The sequence below is a fragment of the Rheinheimera baltica genome (genome assembly GCF_030731985.1).
In the GTDB taxonomy this organism is placed as follows: domain Bacteria; phylum Pseudomonadota; class Gammaproteobacteria; order Enterobacterales; family Alteromonadaceae; genus Alishewanella; species Alishewanella baltica.
Genome location: NZ_JAPJDY010000001.1, coordinates 375,775 through 396,111 on the forward strand (window position 1 = coordinate 375,775; position 20,337 = coordinate 396,111).

Genomic DNA, 20,337 nt, shown 5'->3' on the forward strand with positions numbered 1-20,337 from the left:
TGCCACAACAAGATAACAGCATGCGCTGGCAACAACGCTGCGACATTGCGCTTTTTTGGCTGGTGCCGGTATTTTTGCTGGTAGATGGTCTAAATGGCGCCATATTGCAGTTTTTTGGGGTGAATCCCGGGCTTTCTGTCGGCTACAAACTTACCGTGTTGCTGCTGATGCTCATATCGTTGGGCTATAAGCAGGCTAAGTTGGTTATAGCGTTTGCTGTTGCACTATTGTTTCTGTTAGCAGGCCCGGCAATGCTATGGCATAGCATGTCACTCCACTGGATACGAGCTGATGTTCAGCTGGCTATCAAGGCTCTTAGCCCCCTAATCGCTTTTAGCTATTTATGCTTGCTAAGCCAGCGCGAACCCTTGGCTTGCCTGAGATTAAGTAAAAATACTTTATATTTTAGTGCTCTGTTGATGTTGATAAATACCTTAGCTGGGCTGGCGGGGTTGGGTTTTCATGCTTATCAACCGCTTGATGGGGTTGCCCAGTCGTTTTTAGGTATTAAAGGATTTTTCTATTCCACCAATGAACTGTCCGCCGTGTTGTTGGTGCTTTGTTGTGCAGTGCTGAGTAGTTGTTGGCGCCAGCACAAAGCACTTTATCTGTTGTGCAGCGCAATGTTTATTATCATTGCTGCGTTATTGCTAACTAAAACCGGTCTATTTGGTGTGACAACGTTTATCGTGTTAATACCACTGTTGCTGCAGCCAACGCTATTTTGGCAGCGAAATACTAAAACGTTGATGTTAATTGCAAGCGGTCTGATATTCGTGGCGTTGTCTGTATGGCTTAATGCGGAATACTTGCTGCGGATGTTGGGTATGTACGACAAACTGCAGTTTGTTTACCAGCAGCGGGGGATCAGCGGCATTTTGTTATCCTCACGTGATTATTATGCCAACCAAATCTGGCAGGTGGCCACTCAGCACTATGCAGACGGGCAACGCTTATTGGGTGTTGGTCAGGGGGGCATTGCAGTGTATCTGAAAAAGTACTTTGCCGAGATGGATTGGTTTGACCTTACCGTGTTTCACGGTTTGGCTGGGCTGGCGGTGTTTATTGTCAGTTTTGCGGTATTCTTTCGCGTTGGTTTGCAAACACGCCATAGTGGCGCTGGTCGTTGCCTGTTACTACTTAACGTATTGTTATTGTTAGTGTCGTCAATTGCAGGACATATTCTTACCTCTGGCATGTTATGGTTGCCATGGGCACTGTGTAACGCATTATTACTGGTAGTGGCACAACAAGAGTGTAAAACGATGGAGCTAAGATGAAGGATTTTTTCGAACCATTTTTATATCCACACAACCTGACTTTGGTCGGGTTAATGCTGGCCTGTTTTTGTTATCGTAAAAAAGGTTTGTTTGTGCTGCTGGTATTTTATTATCTGGCGGGTAATACCTTTTTTGCTAACCAGCTTCGTCACTGGTACGTCAGCCAGGTCAGCAGTTATGCTATTGCGCCAGGTAGTGTAGTGGTGCTGTTAGGTTGTGGTGGCACTGAGCAGGGGTTAACCGCTTGTGCTGAGGCCAGAGTGCAACATTTGGCAACGTTACTGCCCAAAGAAGGCAGTAGCGTGGTAATTACCAGCCAGTATTGCAAACCCTACGTTGATAAATTACACAGCTTGGTATCGAATGTGGCGATTGATTGTTTTGATGGCGGTGAAAATACCTATCAGGAGTTTACTAGCTTGTCCCAGCGAAAAGGCCTGCGACCGGACTACATTTTAAGCAGCGATTTTCATGCCTGGCGCGTTAAGCAGTTAGTTAAACAGTATAGAATGCCAAGCCAGGTACTGTCGGTCTCCAGCCAAACATTTCGCCAGATTAAGTGCAGTGCTAACTGTATGCTGACTGTTAACCTGTCAAACTATGATTTTTACAGCAAACTTATTTCTGAATTTAGCAGTTTTACCGTCTATTCGCTTACCCGCAGTTGGACTGACTGGTACACGCCACATCCGGCTTAATGGCATGTTATTCATTGTATAAATTCGCCGTTACTTAGTAAGGACTTCAAAGCCATGCCACAAACAAATATCGCGGTGCTCCCCTGGATTGCAGGCTTTTTAGCACCATATCGTTGGCGAGTTGTGTTGGCGGTGATGTTTCTGCTAATTGGTTCACTTAGTTGGTTAATGCTGGGTCAGGGCGTGCGCCTGCTGGTAGATGATGGTTTTGTTGCCAATAACACTGACACACTTAATAAGATAACGTTGGCGATTTTACTTGTGTGTCTGCTGGCGTCAGCGGCCATTTTTTGTCGCTTTTATTTAATGAGTTGGCTGGGCGAGCGTGTCAGTGCAGACATGCGTAATCAGGTGTATCAGCATATGCTTAAGCTTACGCCGTCTTTTTACAGTGAAATGCGAACCGGCGAGGTGATATCGCGATTTACTGCTGACACCACCTTGTTGCAAAGTGTCGTCGGGTCTAGCTTGTCTATGGCGTTGCGATCTGCGGTTACGGCAATAGGCGGCTTGCTAATGATGGCTCTGACCAGCTTTAAAATGACGGCATTGGTATTGCTGGCTGTGCCGCTGGTGTTGCTACCCATTATTGTACTTGGACGAAAAGTACGCAAACTGTCCCGAGACAGTCAAGACAGGTTGGCCGATGTAGGTGCCTATGTTGATGAAAGCCTGCATGAAATTCACACCGTGCAATCTTATGGCCATGAAGCACAAGACACCAGGCTATTTACCTCGCGAATTGAGCAGGTAATGCAGGCGGCTCAAGGGCGTATACTTTACCGGGCTATGCTAATTGCGGGCGTAATGCTGCTTAGCATCAGTGCTATGGTGCTAATAAGCTGGGTAGGCGCGCATGATGTTATTAACGGTAATGTAAGTGCGGGTGAGCTCACCGCGTTTATGTTTTATGCCGTAATGGTGGCAGGTGCCGCCGCGACAATCAGTGAAGTGATTGGCGATATTCAGCGTGCTGCAGGCGCTGCCGAAAGATTAATTGAACTTGCAACCATGCCGGTTGATATTGTTTCACCTGTAGCGCCACAGCCACTGGCACAGCCGGTAAGAGGGGCTATTCGTATTGACGCTTTGCAATTTGCCTACCCGCAAGTACCCGACAGCACAGTGCTGCATCAATTGAGTTTAGAGATTAAACCGGGCCAGCGATTGGCGCTGGTTGGCCCCAGTGGTGCCGGTAAGACAACCTTATTTCAACTACTACAACGGTTTTATCAGCCGCAATCCGGACAGATTTATTTAGATGATGTTGATATTAGTCAGCTTGATTTAGCGCAGCTACGGGCACAATATGCATTGGTACCACAGGAGTCGGTTATTTTTGCTATGTCGGTGTTGGAAAACGTGCGTTACGGCCGTCCTGATGCCAGTGAAGAGGATGTGGTGCAGGCCTGTATTGCAGCAAGAGCTGATGAGTTTATTCGTCAATTTAGCCAGGGCTACGCCACTGAGCTGGGCGAGCGAGGCGTTAGGCTGTCCGGCGGACAAAAACAACGCATTGCCATTGCACGGGCTATATTAGCTGACCGTCCCATATTATTGCTGGATGAAGCCACCAGTGCATTAGATGCCGTGAGCGAGCAGCACGTTAAGCATGCGTTAGACTATCTTATGCGGGGTAAGACCACCATAATTATTGCGCACCGGTTAGCCACTGTGCTTAATGCTGATAAAATTTTACTGCTTGAACAGGGCAAACTCATTGCCAGTGGAACCCACCAACAGCTATTGCAAACTAGCCCCTTGTATCGGCAACTGGCAGAGCTGCAACTTTTGCACTAATTCGGCTGTAACTAACAGATAAGGTAATTAGCATGATGCAACCTAATTGGCAGTGGTTGGCCCGTGTTGCCGGGCCTGGCGCTTTGTTATTTACAATGCTCACTGATGCGCCGCAAGGCATGACTGAGCAAGCGTGGTTAACCAGCGGTCTGGCGGTGTGGATGGCAGTGTGGTGGATAAGCGAAACAGTGGCGATTGCTGTTACGGCGTTACTGCCCCTTGTTTTGGCACCATTACTAGGGCTTACTAGCATTAAAGAGGCTAGTGCACCTTATGCCCACCCGCTAATATTCCTGTTTCTAGGCGGTTTTATACTTTCCATTGCTATGGAACGCTGGTCGTTACACAAGCGAATTGCCTTAACCACTATGCTAATGGCTGGCAGTAAACCCAGCCAACAAATAGCGGCCGTCATGGCAGTTACCGCGTTTTTATCAATGTGGATGTCTAACACGGCCACTGCCGTTATGATGTTGCCAATTGGATTGTCTATTTGCCAAATGGTGCAAGCGGGAAACAATGGCAGCTTCGCCAAAGCGTTACTGTTAGCCATTGCGTATGCTGCTTCTATCGGCGGTTTGGCAACATTAATCGGAACGCCACCCAATGCGTTATTAGCGGCCTATTTAAATGAAACTTATCAGCTAAATATCGGTTTTGCTCAATGGATGTTGTTTGGTGTGCCGCTAACATTGGTCCTTATTGTTTTTGCCTGGTTCTGGCTTACCAGCGTTATGTATAAGCTGGATCAGTCCGGTACCCTGTGTGCCAAGGCAGCGTTGCAGCAACAACGTAACGCGTTAGGGCCCATTAGTCAGGCGGAGAAAACGGTCGCACTGGTGTTTGTGACTACTGCATTAGCATGGATCTTCCGGCCCGTGTTAGTTAGCGTAACGGGACTGGCGATAGATGATACGATGATTGCAGTTATTGCTGCGGTAGTGTTGTTTATGTTACCCAGTGGCCAGATGAAACAACCTATTTTACAGTGGGAAGATACGCAAAAGTTACCCTGGGGCATATTGTTGTTGTTTGGTGGTGGCTTATCGCTTGCCGCCCTAATGTCCAGCTCAGGCCTGGCTGCTTATATTTCACAGCAGGTGAGTAGCTTTGATACGTTGCCGTTATGGCTGATGGTGGTTTTGGTTACCGCTGTAATTATTTTCTTAACTGAAGTCACCAGCAATACCGCTACCGCTGCCGGTTTCTTGCCACTATTAGGTCCTGTCGCACTGTCATTATCAGGAAGCCCTTTAACCTTAGTTATTCCTGCGGCAATAGCCGCCAGTTGTGCCTTTATGATGCCCGTTGCAACGCCACCCAATGCAATTGTGTTTTCATCGGGTGAGCTTAAAATTATCGATATGGCTAAAGCGGGGCTGGCACTTAATATTTTCGCTATCTTTATTATAAGTGCACTAACCCTTACCTTGGGCAAAGCGGTGTTTGGCTTTTAACTTATAGCCGGTTGCTGTTTAAGCGTATCTAACCAGTGTTGTGCTGGCTGAGGCTTTGAAAAAAAGTAGCCCTGCATTAGCTTACAGCCCAGCTGTGCCATAAAACGACGCTGGACATCTGTTTCTACACCTTCTAATACCAGATGCAGATTAAGCGCTTTAGCCAGTTGAATAACCGTCTGAACTAATTGTACTTGCATTTTATTATGTGGAATATCCCGCAAAAAACTCTTATCGAGCTTCATGGTATCTAGTGGCAATTTTGTCAGCATGCTTAATGATGCTTGGCCAGTACCAAAATCATCTAACGCAATACTAAAACCCAGTTTTTGTAACACGGCTAACTTATCAAACAGCGGTTGCTGGTGGCTAACGATACTGTTTTCTGTCAGTTCTAACGTTAAATACTTCAAAAGCTGAGGTCTGTGCGTTGCCAGATCAACCAAGGCGTTATAAAAATTCGATGTTATAACATCAGAGCCGGAAAGGTTTATCGCAATGGGGTAAAACAGCTGCTGTTGACGAAATTGAGCTATGACATTCAGCGCGGCATTAAATACATAAAGCGACAACTGCCCAATAAGCCCATATTGCTCAGCCAGAGCGACAATCTTGTCCGGTGGTACATATTCGCCGCTACTGCGTTGCCAGCGTAACAAAGCTTCAAAGCTTTGTATGGTTCCTTCTGACGTTACTTTAGGTTGTAACCATAGTGTCAACTCTTTTTGTGCCAGCGCTATTTTCAAATCGGCCAGTAGCTGTAGTTCTACATTACGTTCGTGCAATGAATCCTGGCGAAAATATGCAACAGGTTGATGGTAGGTGTTAGCTAGCTCCAATGCTGACTCGCATTGTTCCAGTAAAAGCTCAGTGCTGGCGTCAGCTATTTTGGCAGTGCTGACGCCAATTTCATAAGCGGGCATTATGTCACCGTGCGACAAGGTTAATTTTGCCGGCAGCAATTGCCTTAGCCGCGACACTTCATCGGACACAGAAATGCTGTGTTCGCGTAACGGATGCCAAAGTACAAATTTAACTCCACGCAAACGACTTAGTATAGTGCCATCAGGCAAGCTTTCACGAAATTGGCCCGCAAACTTGCTTAATAGCTCATCACCTGCCGCGTAACCATATTGTTGGTTAAATGCCTTTACATGACATAAGCGGACAATTAGCATCACGCCAGATTGTGTATTTTCCTGCTGCACTTTACGCATCAAATGTAGAAAAAACGTCATATTGGGTAATGAGGTTAAGCGATCGTAATTTCGCCAAAGCAGATTTTGTTGCTTGGAAGCGGTAAGTTTCTCATGAATAAGCTTTAAGGGTGTTACGTCATCTAATTGAATTAAATGATGTTCCTGGGCTGTCGTTGTGATGTGATTGAGTAATAAGTGGATACCTGGTTCACTGGATAGCTGGCAGTGCATGTCGTGCCCCAACCAAAACATCGGGCTATTAGTCGCTGTAGTGTGTAACAGTGCTGTTAGTCGGTGCTGCTCAATGTCTTCAAGTTGAAGTAGTTGTTTGGCTTTCGCATTGGCTTTTAAAATGCGTCCCTTTGATGCAACCAGCAAGGTAGCATTGCTGTGATGATTGAAAATTTCCTGATACAACTGGTTACTTTCACTAATCGTATTATTGAGCGCTTTAAGTGCATTGGCGTTGCGTTTAAAGGTGCTTATCATCCGCATGATAGCCAGCGGAATACATAAATTTATAAATAAAAATAATAAGCTATGTAGATAGGTGTGAGTAGCGGGTAGCGTAATAGAAAAATCGAACAGCTTAATGGGGGCGTCAATGTTAAGCAAAAACAAAAACGGAATAAAGTTGGCCGCCATCACCCAAAACGTTACTGCACGATTGAAAAATAGTAGAGCAATCAGCGGTGCAACATAGACAAAAATTGCGCCAAGTTTTGACAGTTCAAAATCATCAATAAATAGCTGCATGCAAAGGCCCGCACCAAATACCGCAAACAACATAATGACCCGACTAATGCCAAGTTGACGCGTTGAAAGGTAGAAAGCCGCGGCCAGCAACAGATAAAAGCCAAAAGTTATTACAATAATGTACCAGGCTCCCTGCTGGAAAGCTTGCCACGAGCTGTGCAGCACGATACCCAGCACCAGCAATAAGCCTGAGCTTAAAATAATTCTTAAGGCACTCTGTTGCAGGATGGTAACGGAAGGTGAATTGAGATCAGACTCTGTTAATAACAGCAACTGCTTGATACGGCTAAACATGAGGTTCCACTAATAATAAAGTAAGTTTGTTGCTTCCATGCCGTATTTTGGATGCTGAAATTGCTAGTTTATTAACGTCCGGTTAATTATGGTGCTAGGGTAAACAAAATTAACTGGCCCTACAACAGAAAAATTGTAAAGAAATATACACTTACCTGTGTTGTTATAGTGAGAATTTCGAGCATTTACACTGATCCTGGACAAGTGTGTTAACCTGAAGCTCACTATTTAAGCTGTGGGAGTGTTTATGGAAGCAAATCATGTGGAGATCCGCCATCTAACTCAGCAAGATATGACTGAGCTGCGTGAAGCGTCAGAGCAAGTTTATCCATCAGGGCCCTTGCTTGCCTGGACTGAAGATGTGGTTGATACGTTACTAACAAAATTTCCAGAAGGGCAGATTTGTGTCTGTGTTGATGGCAAGGTGGTTGGTTGTGCGTTTTCACTTATCATTGATTACAGCAAATTTAGTGATGAACATACTTACGAGCAAATTGTCACTGGTTTCTCGTTTAGTTCGCACGATCCTAATGGGGATGTTTTGTACGGTATCGAGGTGTTTATTCACCCGGAGTATCGCGGTTTACGTTTGGCCAGACGTTTGTACGATGCAAGAAAAGAGTTGTGCGAAAATCTGAATTTGCGCGCCATTATGGCTGGAGGGCGCATGCCAAACTTTGGCCAGTTTGCCGACAAGGTGAGTGCCAAACAATATATCGAAAAAGTAAAAGGCAAAGAAATTTATGATCCGGTATTAAGTTTTCAGCTGGCTAACGGTTTTCATGTGCGTAAGTTATTAAAAGGCTACCTTCGCGGCGATGTTGAATCGCAGGAATATGCCACGTTGCTGGAATGGGCTAATATCTATTACACCAAGTCCGTTAAGTTAATTAATGTGCCTAAAGCAGAAATAAGACTGGGTTTAGTACAGTGGCAAATGCGCAACATGAAAGACATAAACCAGCTGTTTGAGCAAATGGAGTTTTTCGTCGATGCCGTGTCAGATTATAAAAGTGACTTTATCCTGTTTCCCGAGTTGTTTGCTGCGCCATTAATGGAACATTACAACCACTTAAGTGTAACGCAAAGTATTCGTGAATTAGCCAAATATACTGAAATTATCCGTGACAAATTTATTGATTTTGCTATCGCATACAACATCAACATTATCACCGGTAGTATGCCTTACTTGGTTAATGGCAAGCTGTTTAACAGCGGTTTTTTATGTCGCCGTGACGGCAGTTGGGAGCAATACGATAAAGTACATGTTACGCCCGCAGAGAAGCGCAATTGGGCAATGACAGGCGGCAATCAGGTTAAAGTATTTGATACGGATTGCGGCAAAGTGGGCATTATGATTTGCTATGACGTTGAGTTTCCTGAGTACGCCAGGCTACTGGCTGATCAAGGCATGAATATCCTATTTGTACCTTTTTTAACCGACACGCAAAACGGATACACACGCGTGAGACATTGTGCCATGGCCCGTGCGATAGAAAACGAATGTTATGTGGCTATAGCCGGTGCTGTCGGTAACTTAGCGCGGGTTAATAATATGGATATTCAATACGCGCAGTCTGCACTTTTTACCCCGTCAGACTTTTCATTTCCTACTACTGGTATTAAAGCTGAAGCGACTCCGAACTCCGAAATGCTGTTAATTGTTGATGTAAATATTGACCTGTTAAAAGAGCTGCATAGTCATGGCAGTGTGCATACGCTACGTGATAGACGGCATGACGTATATCAGCTGTCGCTAGTTAACTCAGACAAACATTAGTTACACTATTTGCCAAATTAACTCAGTGGGAAGGTAACACATACCGTTGTGCCTTTGCCCACATCAGACTGCACATGGATGTCGCAGTTATGCTGTTTTAGTATTTGTAATACGATCGACATACCAACGCCTGTTCCAGTGCCAACCGGTTTGGTCGTGTAAAAGGCGTCATACATTCTGGTTAGTGTTTCCTCCGACATACCACAACCGTTGTCCGAAACTGATAGCGCAATGTGGTTAGACTGATGCGTCAATAGCACATTAATTTCTGATGCTTTCTCTGGCATAGCCTCGCATGCTTGTATCGAATTAACCAAGATGTTGATTAACACCTGATTTAATTCCCCTGAGTTAAAAGAGATGGTCGGTACGCTATCAAGTTGATGCGTTAACATAACGTTTTTTAGTTTTGGACCTAATAATTTTAATGCCAGCTCTACCGCATCTTTTAATTGTAAAGTTGACACGACTTCAGCATCTGTTCTGGCGAAAAATAGTAGGTTTCTGACAATGTCTTTAATTCGGCATAAACCTTGATTAGTGTCAGATACAAGCTCAGGGAAATCTTCCAATATCATTGTAAGTGTATTGTTATCGATGTTTTTCGCAGAACGGGAGGTTAATGCACTTAATAAATTTTCGGTATAACTGGTCAGGGTATTAACATTGCTCATGACAAAAGCGAGTGGATTATTAATTTCATGTGCCACACCTGCTGCCAGGGTACCCAAAGTGGCAAGTTTTTCCTGATGAATAATGGATTGCTGTTGTAGTTTAATTTGGTGAATTTTTTGTTCAAGTAATTGATTTTTTTCATATAACTGCCTAGTGCTATCTTCAAGCAACTGCTCAATTTCTTGTTTGGCTTTTTTTTCACGTAAGTAGGCAATGTAATAAGGGTTTGATGCATCAGTCATGTTGTAACTCTATCGCTAAAATACAGTGATCTGCGCCATTGTGCATGCAAACAGTATGCACAATGGTGATATTCTGGCCAAAATGCTGCGCCGCACCAAAAAGTAAGCCTTCAGCACAAAAGCACATTTTTCGTGGCGAGCGATAAGTTACTTCTATTTGCTTCGGTGAAATAATGCGGCTAATAATCGTTGGCAAGGCTGGCTCATGATAAAGCTTATTTACTTCTACATGAATAACATCATGAATACCCATTACTAAAGAGGTGAAATCTTCAAATCGTTTTATCACACCGACATGTCGACTAGCTAAACCGTTAAATAAGTAATGCCCAAATGCTTTTACAACGTCCTGTAGTGGCATGTTAAGCATTAATGCCACATCGTTTGTAATCGCCATTAATTCTGTTTCAGCGTAACTTTTGGCAGAGATGTAGACTCTTTCTGGTGGAGCATGTTTTTTTAATAAGTCATTCCAAACAGCCATGCCACATTGTTCTACAATCATATCTTCAAGCACATTGAAAATAATACCTTTCATATCACCTCTTTTATTGCTTTGTGTAAGTTAACAGAAATGGCGCTGGCTTTGTCTCATTTGTCTCTTTGTGAGTATGGCAATGAATTAATACTAAAACCAGCTTTTGTGAAGAAATATCGAGATATTTTTGACTTTGGTTGCAGTAGTTACCATACTGCCTATAAGACAAATGAGACAGGTTGGAGAATGTAATGCCAATACCAGTAACAATTGCAGATGATTCTATGATGTCACGAAAAGCTGTGCGACGGGCACTGCCCGCAGATTGGGATATCGAGATAACAGAAGCGACCAACGGCAAAGAAGCATTAGCGGCAGTTGAGGCGGGGAAGGCTGAAGTGCTTTTTTTAGATTTGACCATGCCAGAACTAGATGGTTTTGGGGTGCTACGCTACTTACATGAGCATCATGCCAAAACCATTGTTATCGTAATTAGTGCCGATATACAACCAGAAGCTAAAAAGTTGGTTGATTCACTTGGCGCATTCCGTTTTTTGCACAAGCCACTTAACGCTGAGCAGTTATCGCAGGTTTTATTTGATGTGGGGCTAATATGAACAATGCTTTAGGCGATGAGCAGCGCGATGCGTTGCAGGAGCTGATGAATATTTCAATGGGTCAAGCGGCCAACTCGTTGGCAAGGCTTATTGAGGCGAAAATTACACTCTCTATTCCAAAAATATCTTCAGTAACACCGAGTGAATTTGTTGCAATGTTAAGCTCAGAAGGGATGTGGCACACCAGGCAGTCATTTTTAGGCTCGGTTAAAGGGGAAGTGGTTTCTTTGCAATCTCGCCTCGGTTGCGAAGCTATTGCAGAGTTAATGGAGTATCAGTTGCCCTTATCAGATACCACACGTGAAGAATTACTGCTTGAATTGTCAAATATTCTGGCAGGTGCCTGCTTAAGTGGCTTTGCTGAACAACTCGCACTAACGGCTAAGCTTAGTATGCCAACGGTGTTTGACCCTGAAAAGCTGTCACCTGACCATTACCGTTGGGCTAACACCTTGTCCATGGAGGTCGAGTTTAAAATTGAGTCCAGCCAGTTTGATTCAAAAATTGTTATTTGTTTAGAAGAGGATTCTATATCAACGCTATTAAACCGTTTGAATAGTTTGCTGGAGTAAAGATGACGACACAAAGCGTGTTAGAAAATCTGACAGCAAAATTGCCATTAGGTGTTTGTGTGTTAAATGACCAAATGGAGGTGTTGTACTGGAACGACTTTTTTGCTGACAGGTTAAATATAAGCAGTGATGACGTTAAAGGTCAGAATTTATTAACACTGTTTCCAAATGAAGCAAAGTATCTGAAAAAGAAGATTAATAGTGTATTTGTGCTAAACAACGCCAGTTTTTCTTATTGGGAGCATCGTCCTCATGTTTTTTTGTTCAGTAGCAGCCGTCCAATAACGGGGGAAGAAACGTTAATGTATCAAAACATTGAGTTTTTACCGTTAGATGTTACAGACAATAAGGTAAAAACAGTTTGTATGATTGTGCAGGACGTGACAGAGCTAGCGAGTTATTACCAAGGACAAAAAGAACTGTCTGAGCAGTTGTCTCAAGAGCATAAGGCGTTACAAGAATTGAACCGAAAGCTGGAAGAGGCTCAAAATCAGCTGTTACAAGCCGACAAAATGGCAGCTATTGGACAGTTGGCTGCAGGGGTGGCACATGAAATAAATAACCCAATCGGCTTTATTAATTCCAACTTACAAAGCTTAGAAGACTATGCGGTAAAGTTACTTAAACTGGTTAATTTCTACGAAAAAGTGGTTCATAAAACGCAAAACAAAACATTTATTGCTTTACAAAAAGATATGCAGGAGCGTATGAAATATCAGTTTATTCGTGAAGATATGCCAGAGTTGGTTGCTGAATCTATTGACGGTATTAATAGGGTATCAGAGATTGTTAAAAGTCTGAAAGCGTTTTCTCACGTCGATAGCAGTGAGTGGCAATATGCTGATATTGTTGAGGGTATCGAAAGTACGTTAAAGATTGCTAACAACGAACTTAAATACAATGTTGAAATTCATCGTGAATATCAACAGCAATTACCTAAGTTGTTTTGTCAGCCGATGCAGTTGAATCAAGTGTTTTTAAACCTTATCGTCAATGGGGCTCAGGCAATTGTTGATAAAGGCCATATTTATATTACGGTGTCTGCTACTGACAATGACTATCAAGTGGCAATAAAAGATACCGGCTGTGGTATCAGTAAGTCAGCAATGCATAAAATCTTTGAACCGTTTTACACCACTAAGCCTGTTGGGCAGGGCACGGGGTTAGGGTTGTCGTTATCGTACAGCATTGTGCAAAAACATAAAGGTAACCTAGTCGTTACCTCTGAACCTAACGTTGGTACTACCTTCACGGTTATTTTACCAATACTTACTCCCGAACAGTTATTACCTGAGGCATCGGCACCGGCTTAACCACCAGCGGCAATTGATTTATTAAGCGCTATAATAAAGGTGTCACATACTTGTTCTATGGTAAAACCCGTTTTTAAATCACGTTGTGCGTCGTTTGCAGCGTTACTTATTTCTGTAAGGCCAAAACAGGCACTAGTGCCTTTAACTTTGTGAAGCAGTCTGATTATGCCATCTTGGTCTGCCGCTTTAACAAGCGACGATATTTCGCCGGGCAAATTCTGCAAACTGTTTAAATAGGCTTGCTGCAAGTCTTCGTCTTCGTCAACCGAATGCTCAATCTTGTTAGCAATACTGTTAGCCGCTGGCATGCCAATTTCCTTATGAGTTAATAACTTCGCTATTACTTCGAGCAACTGAGATTTCGCGATAGGTTTTGTTAGCGTTGCAGTAAAAGGTGTGCTCTTACCTTCTACTGGTTCATCTTCAAAGACATCAGCGCTTAAAGAGATAATAGGCACATTAATGCCCTGCTTTCTAAGCTTAACTGCTGCACTATAGCCATCCATTACAGGCATTTGCTGATCCATAATAATAATATCCGGTTTTTGTGAAACAGCGGCCTCTATTGCTTGTTGTCCATTTTCAGCGAACAACAATTCCATGTTGGATTGTTTAACATAGGATGCTAACAGTAAACGAATATCCGCCACATCATCTACAATAAGCAGCTTTCCTGAGAGCGTATTCTGGCTAATTTCTACTGGGGGTAATGTAGCTTCTGCGATACTGAGGTCTCTTGATGATATTGCGGTGCTGTTGAAGGTAAGAATAAAAGTCGTCCCTTTGCCTATTTGACTTGTTAGTGAAAGGGTAATATTCATCGCATCAGCGAGCTTCTTGCTAATATACAACCCGAGCCCTGTACCACCATATTGTCGGCTTGTGCTGGAGTCAGCTTGCGTAAAAGCATCGAAAAGCTGCAGTTGCTGCTGCTCACTGATACCGATACCCTCATCTATTACTTTTATAGCGAGGGTATCATCGTATTTTTCGGCTTTCAGTGTAATAGTGCCATGGGCAGTAAACTTAATAGCGTTACTGAGTAAATTTAGTAGTATTTGCTGCAGGCGAAATGGATCTGCCATGACTGTTAGTTGGCGCGCTTGACTAAGATCACAATTAAAAGTGAGACGTTTTTGTTGCGCCAGTTGCAAAGTGCTATCAATGACATTGTTTAAAAAGGGCGTGATTTCTATGGGTTCGAATGACATAGTCATCTTGCCTTCATCAATTTTTGCTGTGTCGAGGATATCGTTGATAACATTTTGCAAATGCAACGTGTTTTGGTTTATCCGCATCAGCGTGTGATGAATATCTCCGTGTGTTTCGGCAAGGAGCTCCTCTGTAAAGCCTTTGATAATAGTAATAGGTGTGCGTATTTCGTGGCTCATATTGGCTAAAAATCGCGTTTTAATTGCGGCAAGTTGTTTTGCTTTATCTCGCTCTTTCTCTAGTTGTTGTGTTCTCTCTTTAACTCTGTGCTCCAATTCATTGTTTAGCAACTTAACCTCTGCCATCGAGTTGATCATCGCTTGCCTGGAGGCAATAACACGTTTTTGCATTCCGTTTAGGCTGTCTGACAACATTTCAAACTCGAGTGCTGTTTGTTTAAAGGTTAAAGCAGGCGTTTCGGGGGTTTCAGACTGCCATTGGTGCGCATGTTGAGCAATTTTCTCAAGTGTGTCAGTGTAGTTATGAATAAATCGGCCAGCCAAAACTCTGATATATTGTAGTAATAACAGTGCACAAAGCATGGCGATAACTAAATAAATAAAATATCTGATGGCAAAAGGCGTTGTCTCTAAGTAGTAATGCGCTGACCATTTCACCCCATTTAGAGGTTTTCGTATCACGACATAACGCGAATCAGCGGTGAACCGCATAGAGGTTATGGGTGTTAAAAACAGGGTTTTAAACCATGACGCCTGCTCTGGTGGAAGCAAAGGACGCTCAGTCCAGACATTGCCCAGCTGGCCTAGTGTATCGCTACCCCATATTTTTTTATTTTCGCTGTCAAGCAATATGCGGTTTGTTGCCATATTTTTTGACGGCATTAAGCTATTGGTCAGTGTTGCTAGATCTACCGATATTTCTACTACGCCGTCAAATGCTGTATTTTTATAAAGTGGAGCACTGACTGCAAATAACAGATCCTTACCTAAGGTTCTGCCTTGAAATGTTTCACTAACATAACTTTGCATCAGTGCTTTCGGTTGAATAAAATAGCTACGGTCTGCAACCGACGAATGTTGAATGCCAGTATCCGGTAAGTCAGCTTTATAAAATAAGGTAATGTTGCCTTCTGCGTCGGTCAAAAGCGCTGATATAAATTCGGGCTGCTGCTCTGTTAAATTCTGCAGTATATGTTTAGTAATATTATCTCGTCCCAAACTAGCAACAAATTCAGCTTGGCTAAGATATCTTTCGAGTTGGCGCTGAATATTGTTAATAAAAACGTCTTGTTTACGGTCTATATATTGCAATTGTGATGACAGGTGCATATCAATTGCGCCTTGTAAAATAAACGCAATTAAAATGGTACCAGGAACTGCGCTGTATAAACCAATTCGGTGTGTTAGTTGCAGCTTTAAGCTTTGGTGTTGTTGTTTTGCTGGAGAAATCGCAATAGCATCAAGCATTGAGGTTGTTTTGATACAGAGTGCAAACACACAGCAGTTTAATAGCGCTGTACAGATTATCATCAAAGCAGAATCAATTAATAATCCATAATCAAATGCAAGATACAGCACAGTAATGCCAATAGTGTAAATAAAAAGCAGCCGCCATAGCGTGTGTTTCGTGTTGAGTTTTACACTCATAAAGCATAACAACTGCAAAATGCTGTTAAGCCAAACAATATCGCTATTAAGTGGTAGACAAACAATTAAAAGGCTCAAGGAGGACCAGATAAACCCCAGGCGAAGTAATATAATTAGAAATGCAATATTGCCGATTAAAAAGGGAACAACAATCGGGAGGTTCACTGCCATAGAATTTGCAATAAAGCCCAGCAGTGAGGTTGTGATAAAAAACCACATGCGTCTGGACGAGAATGGCAAAGAGCAATTTAGCCTTTCAAGAAACGTTTGTATTATTGTTGTTGGATAACGCATTTAGTATGCACACGTTATTATTGCATGTAATCGTTTCATCAGTTTTCCTCCGGAAGTGGCTGAGCGATAACAATAGGCTCAACTTGAATCAAAAGTTGCTCTTGGTGTTTGGCTTGGTAACGTACCAGGTTATTTAGCGAGCTTTGACTAACAGTATGTCCTTTGGGTAGCAACAGCATGTGTTTCCGATTGTATAAATTGTGTGTTAGCCGCATACCTACAGTAATTTGTTCTACAGAAAGTCCTTCTTCAATTCTATTGTCGTTAACAATTCCATTGTTTGATATTAGTTTGCCAAGTGCGGCTATGACGGTTGGGTCATAGACGCTACCTTGTTGCATTTGTAATACTGCGTAGGCCTCTTGTCTGGTATGACGTTTTGCGTTGAGTTGTTGATAAATGGCCAACCAAAAGTCTCTTGCAACAGCGAGAATGCGTGATCCAATAGGAATGTCTTCCGCAACTTTTTGCATCGGCTCTCCTGTGCCATTAAAACGCTCATATTGGTTAGAAATAATTTCGCTTACACCATTAAGGTGAACAGCGGGTGCCAACATGTCTTCAGCTAATTGTGGGTGTTGTAAAAAAAGCCGTCTATCTTGGCTGTCTAATTTATAAAAGGGGGTATTGATACAATGTGCTGGCAATCCAAGTTTGCCTAAATCGCAGTAAAGCCCGGCTTTGCCGATAAATTCTCTATCTACCGAGTTTAAACTCATAATGCTGGCGAGATTAGCACTGGTTTCACTTACATTTTGTGCAAACTTACCGCTTAACGCTGGATTGATACTAATGATGTTGTAAAGCACTTCTAACGTCGCTTTTTGTTCATTTTCTCGCGTTACAGCAAGTTGTTTAAATTGATGCAATGTTTTTTTCAACTGTGCAGTACGTTGATGCACCATCTCTTCAAGGCCATGGTTTAATTCCTTAAGTTGTTTGTTCTGTGCCGCGACCTTTGCAGTGAGGCGTTTATTTGCTGTCACTAAGCGAAACATCTCTAACCCATCTTCTACCTGTGAAAGTAGTTCAGTGTTATCCCAGGGTTTTTGAATATAGCGGTGAATTTTCCCAACATTAATTGCGCTTACGGTTGATGCTAAATCGGAATAGCCGGTCATTAAAATGCGGTAGGCATCGGGTTGCAGTATCGCTGCTTGTGCTAAAAACTCTGCGCCAGTCATATTGGGCATGCGCATGTCAGAAATGATTAAATTAACTTTCTCTTTTTGCATAAATTCAATAGCTTGCTGGCCGCTTGATGCTTGCAGAAGTTTGACATTTTTAGACATAAATAAGCGTTGCAACGACTTCAATATACTCGTTTCATCATCGACACATAAAATTACTGGCAGCAAAGTTGTCTCTGATTGGCTCATAAGATCCTCAAACACTCAAATGTCTCATTTGTCTCTTTGTTAAAGTTATGCTATAACTGTTCAATGATCAAGTTTTATTATGGAATATAGTTAATGAAGACATTGCGGCCAGGAGAAATTGCACAGTATTGCGATGTGCATCAGCGGACGGTGAGTCGTTGGATTGCCCAAGGGCAGTTAAAAGGACATAAGTTGCCAGGAAGAGGAAATTACCGGGTATTGCTGAACGATTTTATTCTATTTCTGCAACAACAAAATATGCCCATTTCCGATGACTTTATCAAAGCCAACCGTGAGGAAGCAGACCAAGAAATAAGCACCAAACGAATATTAATTATTGATGACGAACCTGAAATTAGAAACGCAATCAAACGTGTTTTGCTGCCTTGTGGCCACGATATTATTTTAGCTGCTGATGGATTTCAGGCCGGCGTTAAAATTCTGTCAACCAAGCCAGATTTAGTCACACTGGATTTATCTATGCCCGGACTTGATGGCTACGAGGTGCTACAGTTTATCCGCCAGCAACCTGAAACCACAAATATAAAAATTGTGGTAATTTCGGGCTTGTCAGACGTTGGCCTTAATAAAGCGCTGAGTTTGGGGGCCGACGTGGCATTGTCTAAGCCGTTCGATAACACCCACTTACGTGATGTTGTCAATAAACTATTAACTTAAGTGGTATTGATATGCCAAATAAACTCTTACTAGTTGATGATGAGCCTGCCATTTTGCGGTCATTAGCTCGCGTTTTTACCCGAGAGGGTTACAGTGTTTTTACGGCGGACAGTGGCAATGCTGCGCTTGCAATTATGCAATTGGAAGCCTGCCAGGTGGTGATTTCAGATTTCAGGATGCCGATAATGGATGGCGCCACGCTGTTAGCTGAAATTAAGATATTATACCCAGCTAGCCTTTGCATCGTGCTCAGTGGATTCGCTGATTTTAATGCGGTACTGGCCTTACTTAATTCAGGTTCTGCATTTCGTTTCTTACAAAAACCGTGGGATGAAACCACCTTGCTCGTTGAGGTCGCTGAGGCTTTTCGAACTTATGATGAAACACGCGACGAAAAAATAATCACGCAGCTAATGGCCAGCAGTGCCGATGGTTTAGTTGAGGTATTTGCTGGGGGGCAATTGGGGCGGGTAAATGGTATCGCAAAGAACTTACTTAAATTAAATGATGTAAACCATTCAACTTTTGTTGAGCTTTTTTCACCAGTCTCAGACGACGGGGTGGCTCATCTTCTTGACAGCCCAACAGGGCATGCAGTTTTAAAGACTGTTGCTGGTAGAGAAATTGAAGCCTTTGTCAAAATTGTGTATGAACATTCGAGGGTGTTGCAAGTGCTGTTGGTTGATGATGCTGAACCGGTATTTTCAAGCCTTATAAATTTACCTGCTGTTTTGGATCAAAAATCAATTCTGTGCTCTGCTGATGTCCACCTCCAAGCTGGAAAGCCGTTTGCTATGGTAGCGATACAGCTTAAAAACTATGGGTTTTGGTCTGAGATGGTAGGGTTCTCGGAAGCGGAAGCTTTATTTGAGGACATTTCAGCCGTTTTGCTAAAACAAGCCAGCAAAATTTCAGCATTAATGGGGTATTTGGCGAACGAGCAATTTGTTTTGCTGCTGGACAATATTTCCGCTGAGCTGGATGTGCATGCAAAACTTGCTGCGTTAATAGAGCCATTTGGTCCGCTAAATTATACTAAAAGTGCTGTCCGGGTGGAATTCGTTATAACGTATTGTATGGCACCTGAAGATGGTCAATCAGGTCGTCAACTTTTAAATAACGTATTAATTTCAAACAGATTGCACGCAAATGGGCATGCTAACTTTTTTATGCGTTATGACGCCTCGATGATTGAACGTAAAAGAAGCCAGTTGCTTATAAGTGAAGCCTTGTTTTACGCCATTGATAATGAGCAGCTTTTTTTGCATTACCAACCAAAATTTGATCTTAAACAGCGAAAAATATGCAGTTGTGAAGTGTTATTACGTTGGCAGCATCCCTCTTTGGGTTTTGTATCTCCTGCGGTTTTTATTCCAATAGCTGAACAAGAGGGGCAAATTGTTGAGTTGGGTTATTGGGTGCTTCAGCGTGCTTGTATGGCCATTTCGAATTGGAGCAAGCAAGGGGTTCAACTGGATAAAGTTGCGATTAACATATCCGGCAAACAATTGGCGCAAGACGATTTTATTCCTCGTGTGGAGACATTATTAGCCGGGTTTGATATTGATACCTCGCTGCTTGAGTTTGAATTGACGGAAACGTGGTTAATTGAAAATCTTGAGCAGAGCATTGAAAAACTTAGCAGGTTAAAAAAAGCCGGAGTCAGTATTGCTATAGATGATTTTGGTACTGGCTATTCATCATTGTCATATCTATCCAAACTACCAATTGATGTTATTAAGATTGACCGGTCTTTGATTACTGACATTGCTCAAAATCTCAATACGCAAAGTATGGTTGCCAATATAACACGTATGGCGCACGACATGAGTATGCAGGTCGTTGTCGAAGGGGTTGAGACGTTGGAGCAACTTAAAATGTTGGAGCAACTTAACTGCGATGTTATTCAAGGCTTTTTGATTGCCAAGCCGCAATCTGAGCAAAGCTTTATACATTTTGTTGGTATTGCAGGGGCTGGGCTTGCTTCTCTGATGGAAGGCCAATAA

General features: G+C 42.8%; 15 protein-coding genes and 1 pseudogene. 11 read left to right on the forward strand and 5 right to left on the reverse strand.

The features are described 5' to 3' along the window. Positions 1-20 precede the first annotated feature (20 nt). The 4 genes from ORJ00_RS01795 to ORJ00_RS01810 are packed head-to-tail and all read left to right on the forward strand — an operon-like array spanning position 21 to position 5,235. Positions 21-1,280: an O-antigen ligase family protein gene (locus ORJ00_RS01795; protein ID WP_306138807.1), complete on the forward strand. Its 1,260-nt coding sequence runs from the start codon at positions 21-23 to the stop codon at positions 1,278-1,280. Beyond that, positions 1,277-1,978 (forward strand): hypothetical protein, encoded by a 702-nt coding sequence (locus ORJ00_RS01800; RefSeq protein ID WP_027669525.1) that lies wholly within the window; start codon positions 1,277-1,279, stop codon positions 1,976-1,978. Before ORJ00_RS01795 ends, ORJ00_RS01800 begins: the two co-directional genes overlap by 4 nt. Before the next feature lie 54 nt (positions 1,979-2,032). After that, the gene (locus tag ORJ00_RS01805; RefSeq protein WP_306125304.1) at positions 2,033-3,778 is read left to right on the forward strand and encodes an ABC transporter transmembrane domain-containing protein; all 1,746 of its coding nucleotides are present in this window, start codon (positions 2,033-2,035) and stop codon (positions 3,776-3,778) included. Positions 3,779-3,810: 32 nt separating this feature from the next. Further along, positions 3,811-5,235, forward strand: a complete 1,425-nt coding sequence (locus ORJ00_RS01810) for an SLC13 family permease (protein WP_306138808.1) — start codon at positions 3,811-3,813, stop codon at positions 5,233-5,235. Here the strand turns inward: ORJ00_RS01810 and ORJ00_RS01815 are convergent. Then, positions 5,232-7,484 carry a GGDEF domain-containing phosphodiesterase gene (locus ORJ00_RS01815; protein WP_306138809.1) on the reverse strand — a complete coding sequence of 751 codons (2,253 nt, stop codon included), beginning with the start codon at positions 7,482-7,484 and terminating at the stop codon, positions 5,232-5,234. The two genes, ORJ00_RS01810 and ORJ00_RS01815, sit on opposite strands and share 4 nt — an antisense overlap. A gap of 247 nt (positions 7,485-7,731) precedes the next feature. On the opposite strand from ORJ00_RS01815, the gene ORJ00_RS01820 reads away from it, so the two are divergent. Beyond that, the gene (locus tag ORJ00_RS01820; RefSeq protein ID WP_306138810.1) at positions 7,732-9,264 is read left to right on the forward strand and encodes a bifunctional GNAT family N-acetyltransferase/carbon-nitrogen hydrolase family protein; all 1,533 of its coding nucleotides are present in this window, start codon (positions 7,732-7,734) and stop codon (positions 9,262-9,264) included. 17 nt (positions 9,265-9,281) lie between these two features. Here the strand turns inward: ORJ00_RS01820 and ORJ00_RS01825 are convergent, their stop codons facing one another. Beyond that, a complete protein-coding gene (locus ORJ00_RS01825) occupies positions 9,282-10,181 on the reverse strand; it encodes a sensor histidine kinase (protein ID WP_306125307.1) in 900 nt (299 codons plus the stop codon). After that, positions 10,174-10,719, reverse strand: a complete 546-nt coding sequence (locus ORJ00_RS01830) for a heme NO-binding domain-containing protein (RefSeq protein WP_306138812.1) — start codon at positions 10,717-10,719, stop codon at positions 10,174-10,176. Before ORJ00_RS01830 ends, ORJ00_RS01825 begins: the two co-directional genes overlap by 8 nt. Positions 10,720-10,910: 191 nt before the next feature. On the opposite strand from ORJ00_RS01830, the gene ORJ00_RS01835 reads away from it, so the two are divergent. Genes ORJ00_RS01835 through ORJ00_RS01845 form a run of 3 tightly spaced genes read left to right on the forward strand, consistent with a single transcriptional unit; the run spans position 10,911 to position 13,161 of the window. After that, positions 10,911-11,276 carry a response regulator gene (locus ORJ00_RS01835; RefSeq protein ID WP_305974675.1) on the forward strand — a complete coding sequence of 122 codons (366 nt, stop codon included), beginning with the start codon at positions 10,911-10,913 and terminating at the stop codon, positions 11,274-11,276. After that, positions 11,273-11,848, forward strand: coding sequence for a chemotaxis protein CheC (locus ORJ00_RS01840; RefSeq protein ID WP_027671851.1), 576 nt, complete (start codon positions 11,273-11,275; stop codon positions 11,846-11,848). Before ORJ00_RS01835 ends, ORJ00_RS01840 begins: the two co-directional genes overlap by 4 nt. 2 nt (positions 11,849-11,850) lie before the next feature. Beyond that, positions 11,851-13,161 (forward strand): ATP-binding protein, encoded by a 1,311-nt coding sequence (locus ORJ00_RS01845; RefSeq protein ID WP_306138814.1) that lies wholly within the window; start codon positions 11,851-11,853, stop codon positions 13,159-13,161. On the opposite strand, the gene ORJ00_RS01850 is transcribed toward ORJ00_RS01845, so the two are convergent. After that, on the reverse strand, positions 13,158-15,800 hold the full coding sequence (locus ORJ00_RS01850; protein WP_306138815.1) for an ATP-binding protein: 2,643 nt from the start codon (positions 15,798-15,800) through the stop codon (positions 13,158-13,160). The two genes, ORJ00_RS01845 and ORJ00_RS01850, sit on opposite strands and share 4 nt — an antisense overlap. Positions 15,801-16,312: 512 nt before the next feature. Next, positions 16,313-17,653 carry a response regulator c-di-GMP phosphodiesterase, NosR family gene (nosR, locus tag ORJ00_RS01855; protein WP_305974667.1) on the reverse strand — a complete coding sequence of 447 codons (1,341 nt, stop codon included), beginning with the start codon at positions 17,651-17,653 and terminating at the stop codon, positions 16,313-16,315. Positions 17,654-17,746: 93 nt separating this feature from the next. On the opposite strand from nosR, the gene ORJ00_RS01860 reads away from it, so the two are divergent. From ORJ00_RS01860 to ORJ00_RS01865, 3 genes and pseudogenes are all read left to right on the forward strand, one after another. Then, the gene (locus tag ORJ00_RS01860) at positions 17,747-18,331 is read left to right on the forward strand and encodes a response regulator (RefSeq protein WP_306125313.1); all 585 of its coding nucleotides are present in this window, start codon (positions 17,747-17,749) and stop codon (positions 18,329-18,331) included. Between the two features lie 11 nt (positions 18,332-18,342). Next, positions 18,343-18,672, forward strand: a pseudogene (locus ORJ00_RS18980) (response regulator); the annotation flags it as partial. Positions 18,673-18,744: 72 nt separating this feature from the next. After that, the gene (locus ORJ00_RS01865) at positions 18,745-20,337 is read left to right on the forward strand and encodes a putative bifunctional diguanylate cyclase/phosphodiesterase (protein ID WP_306138817.1); all 1,593 of its coding nucleotides are present in this window, start codon (positions 18,745-18,747) and stop codon (positions 20,335-20,337) included.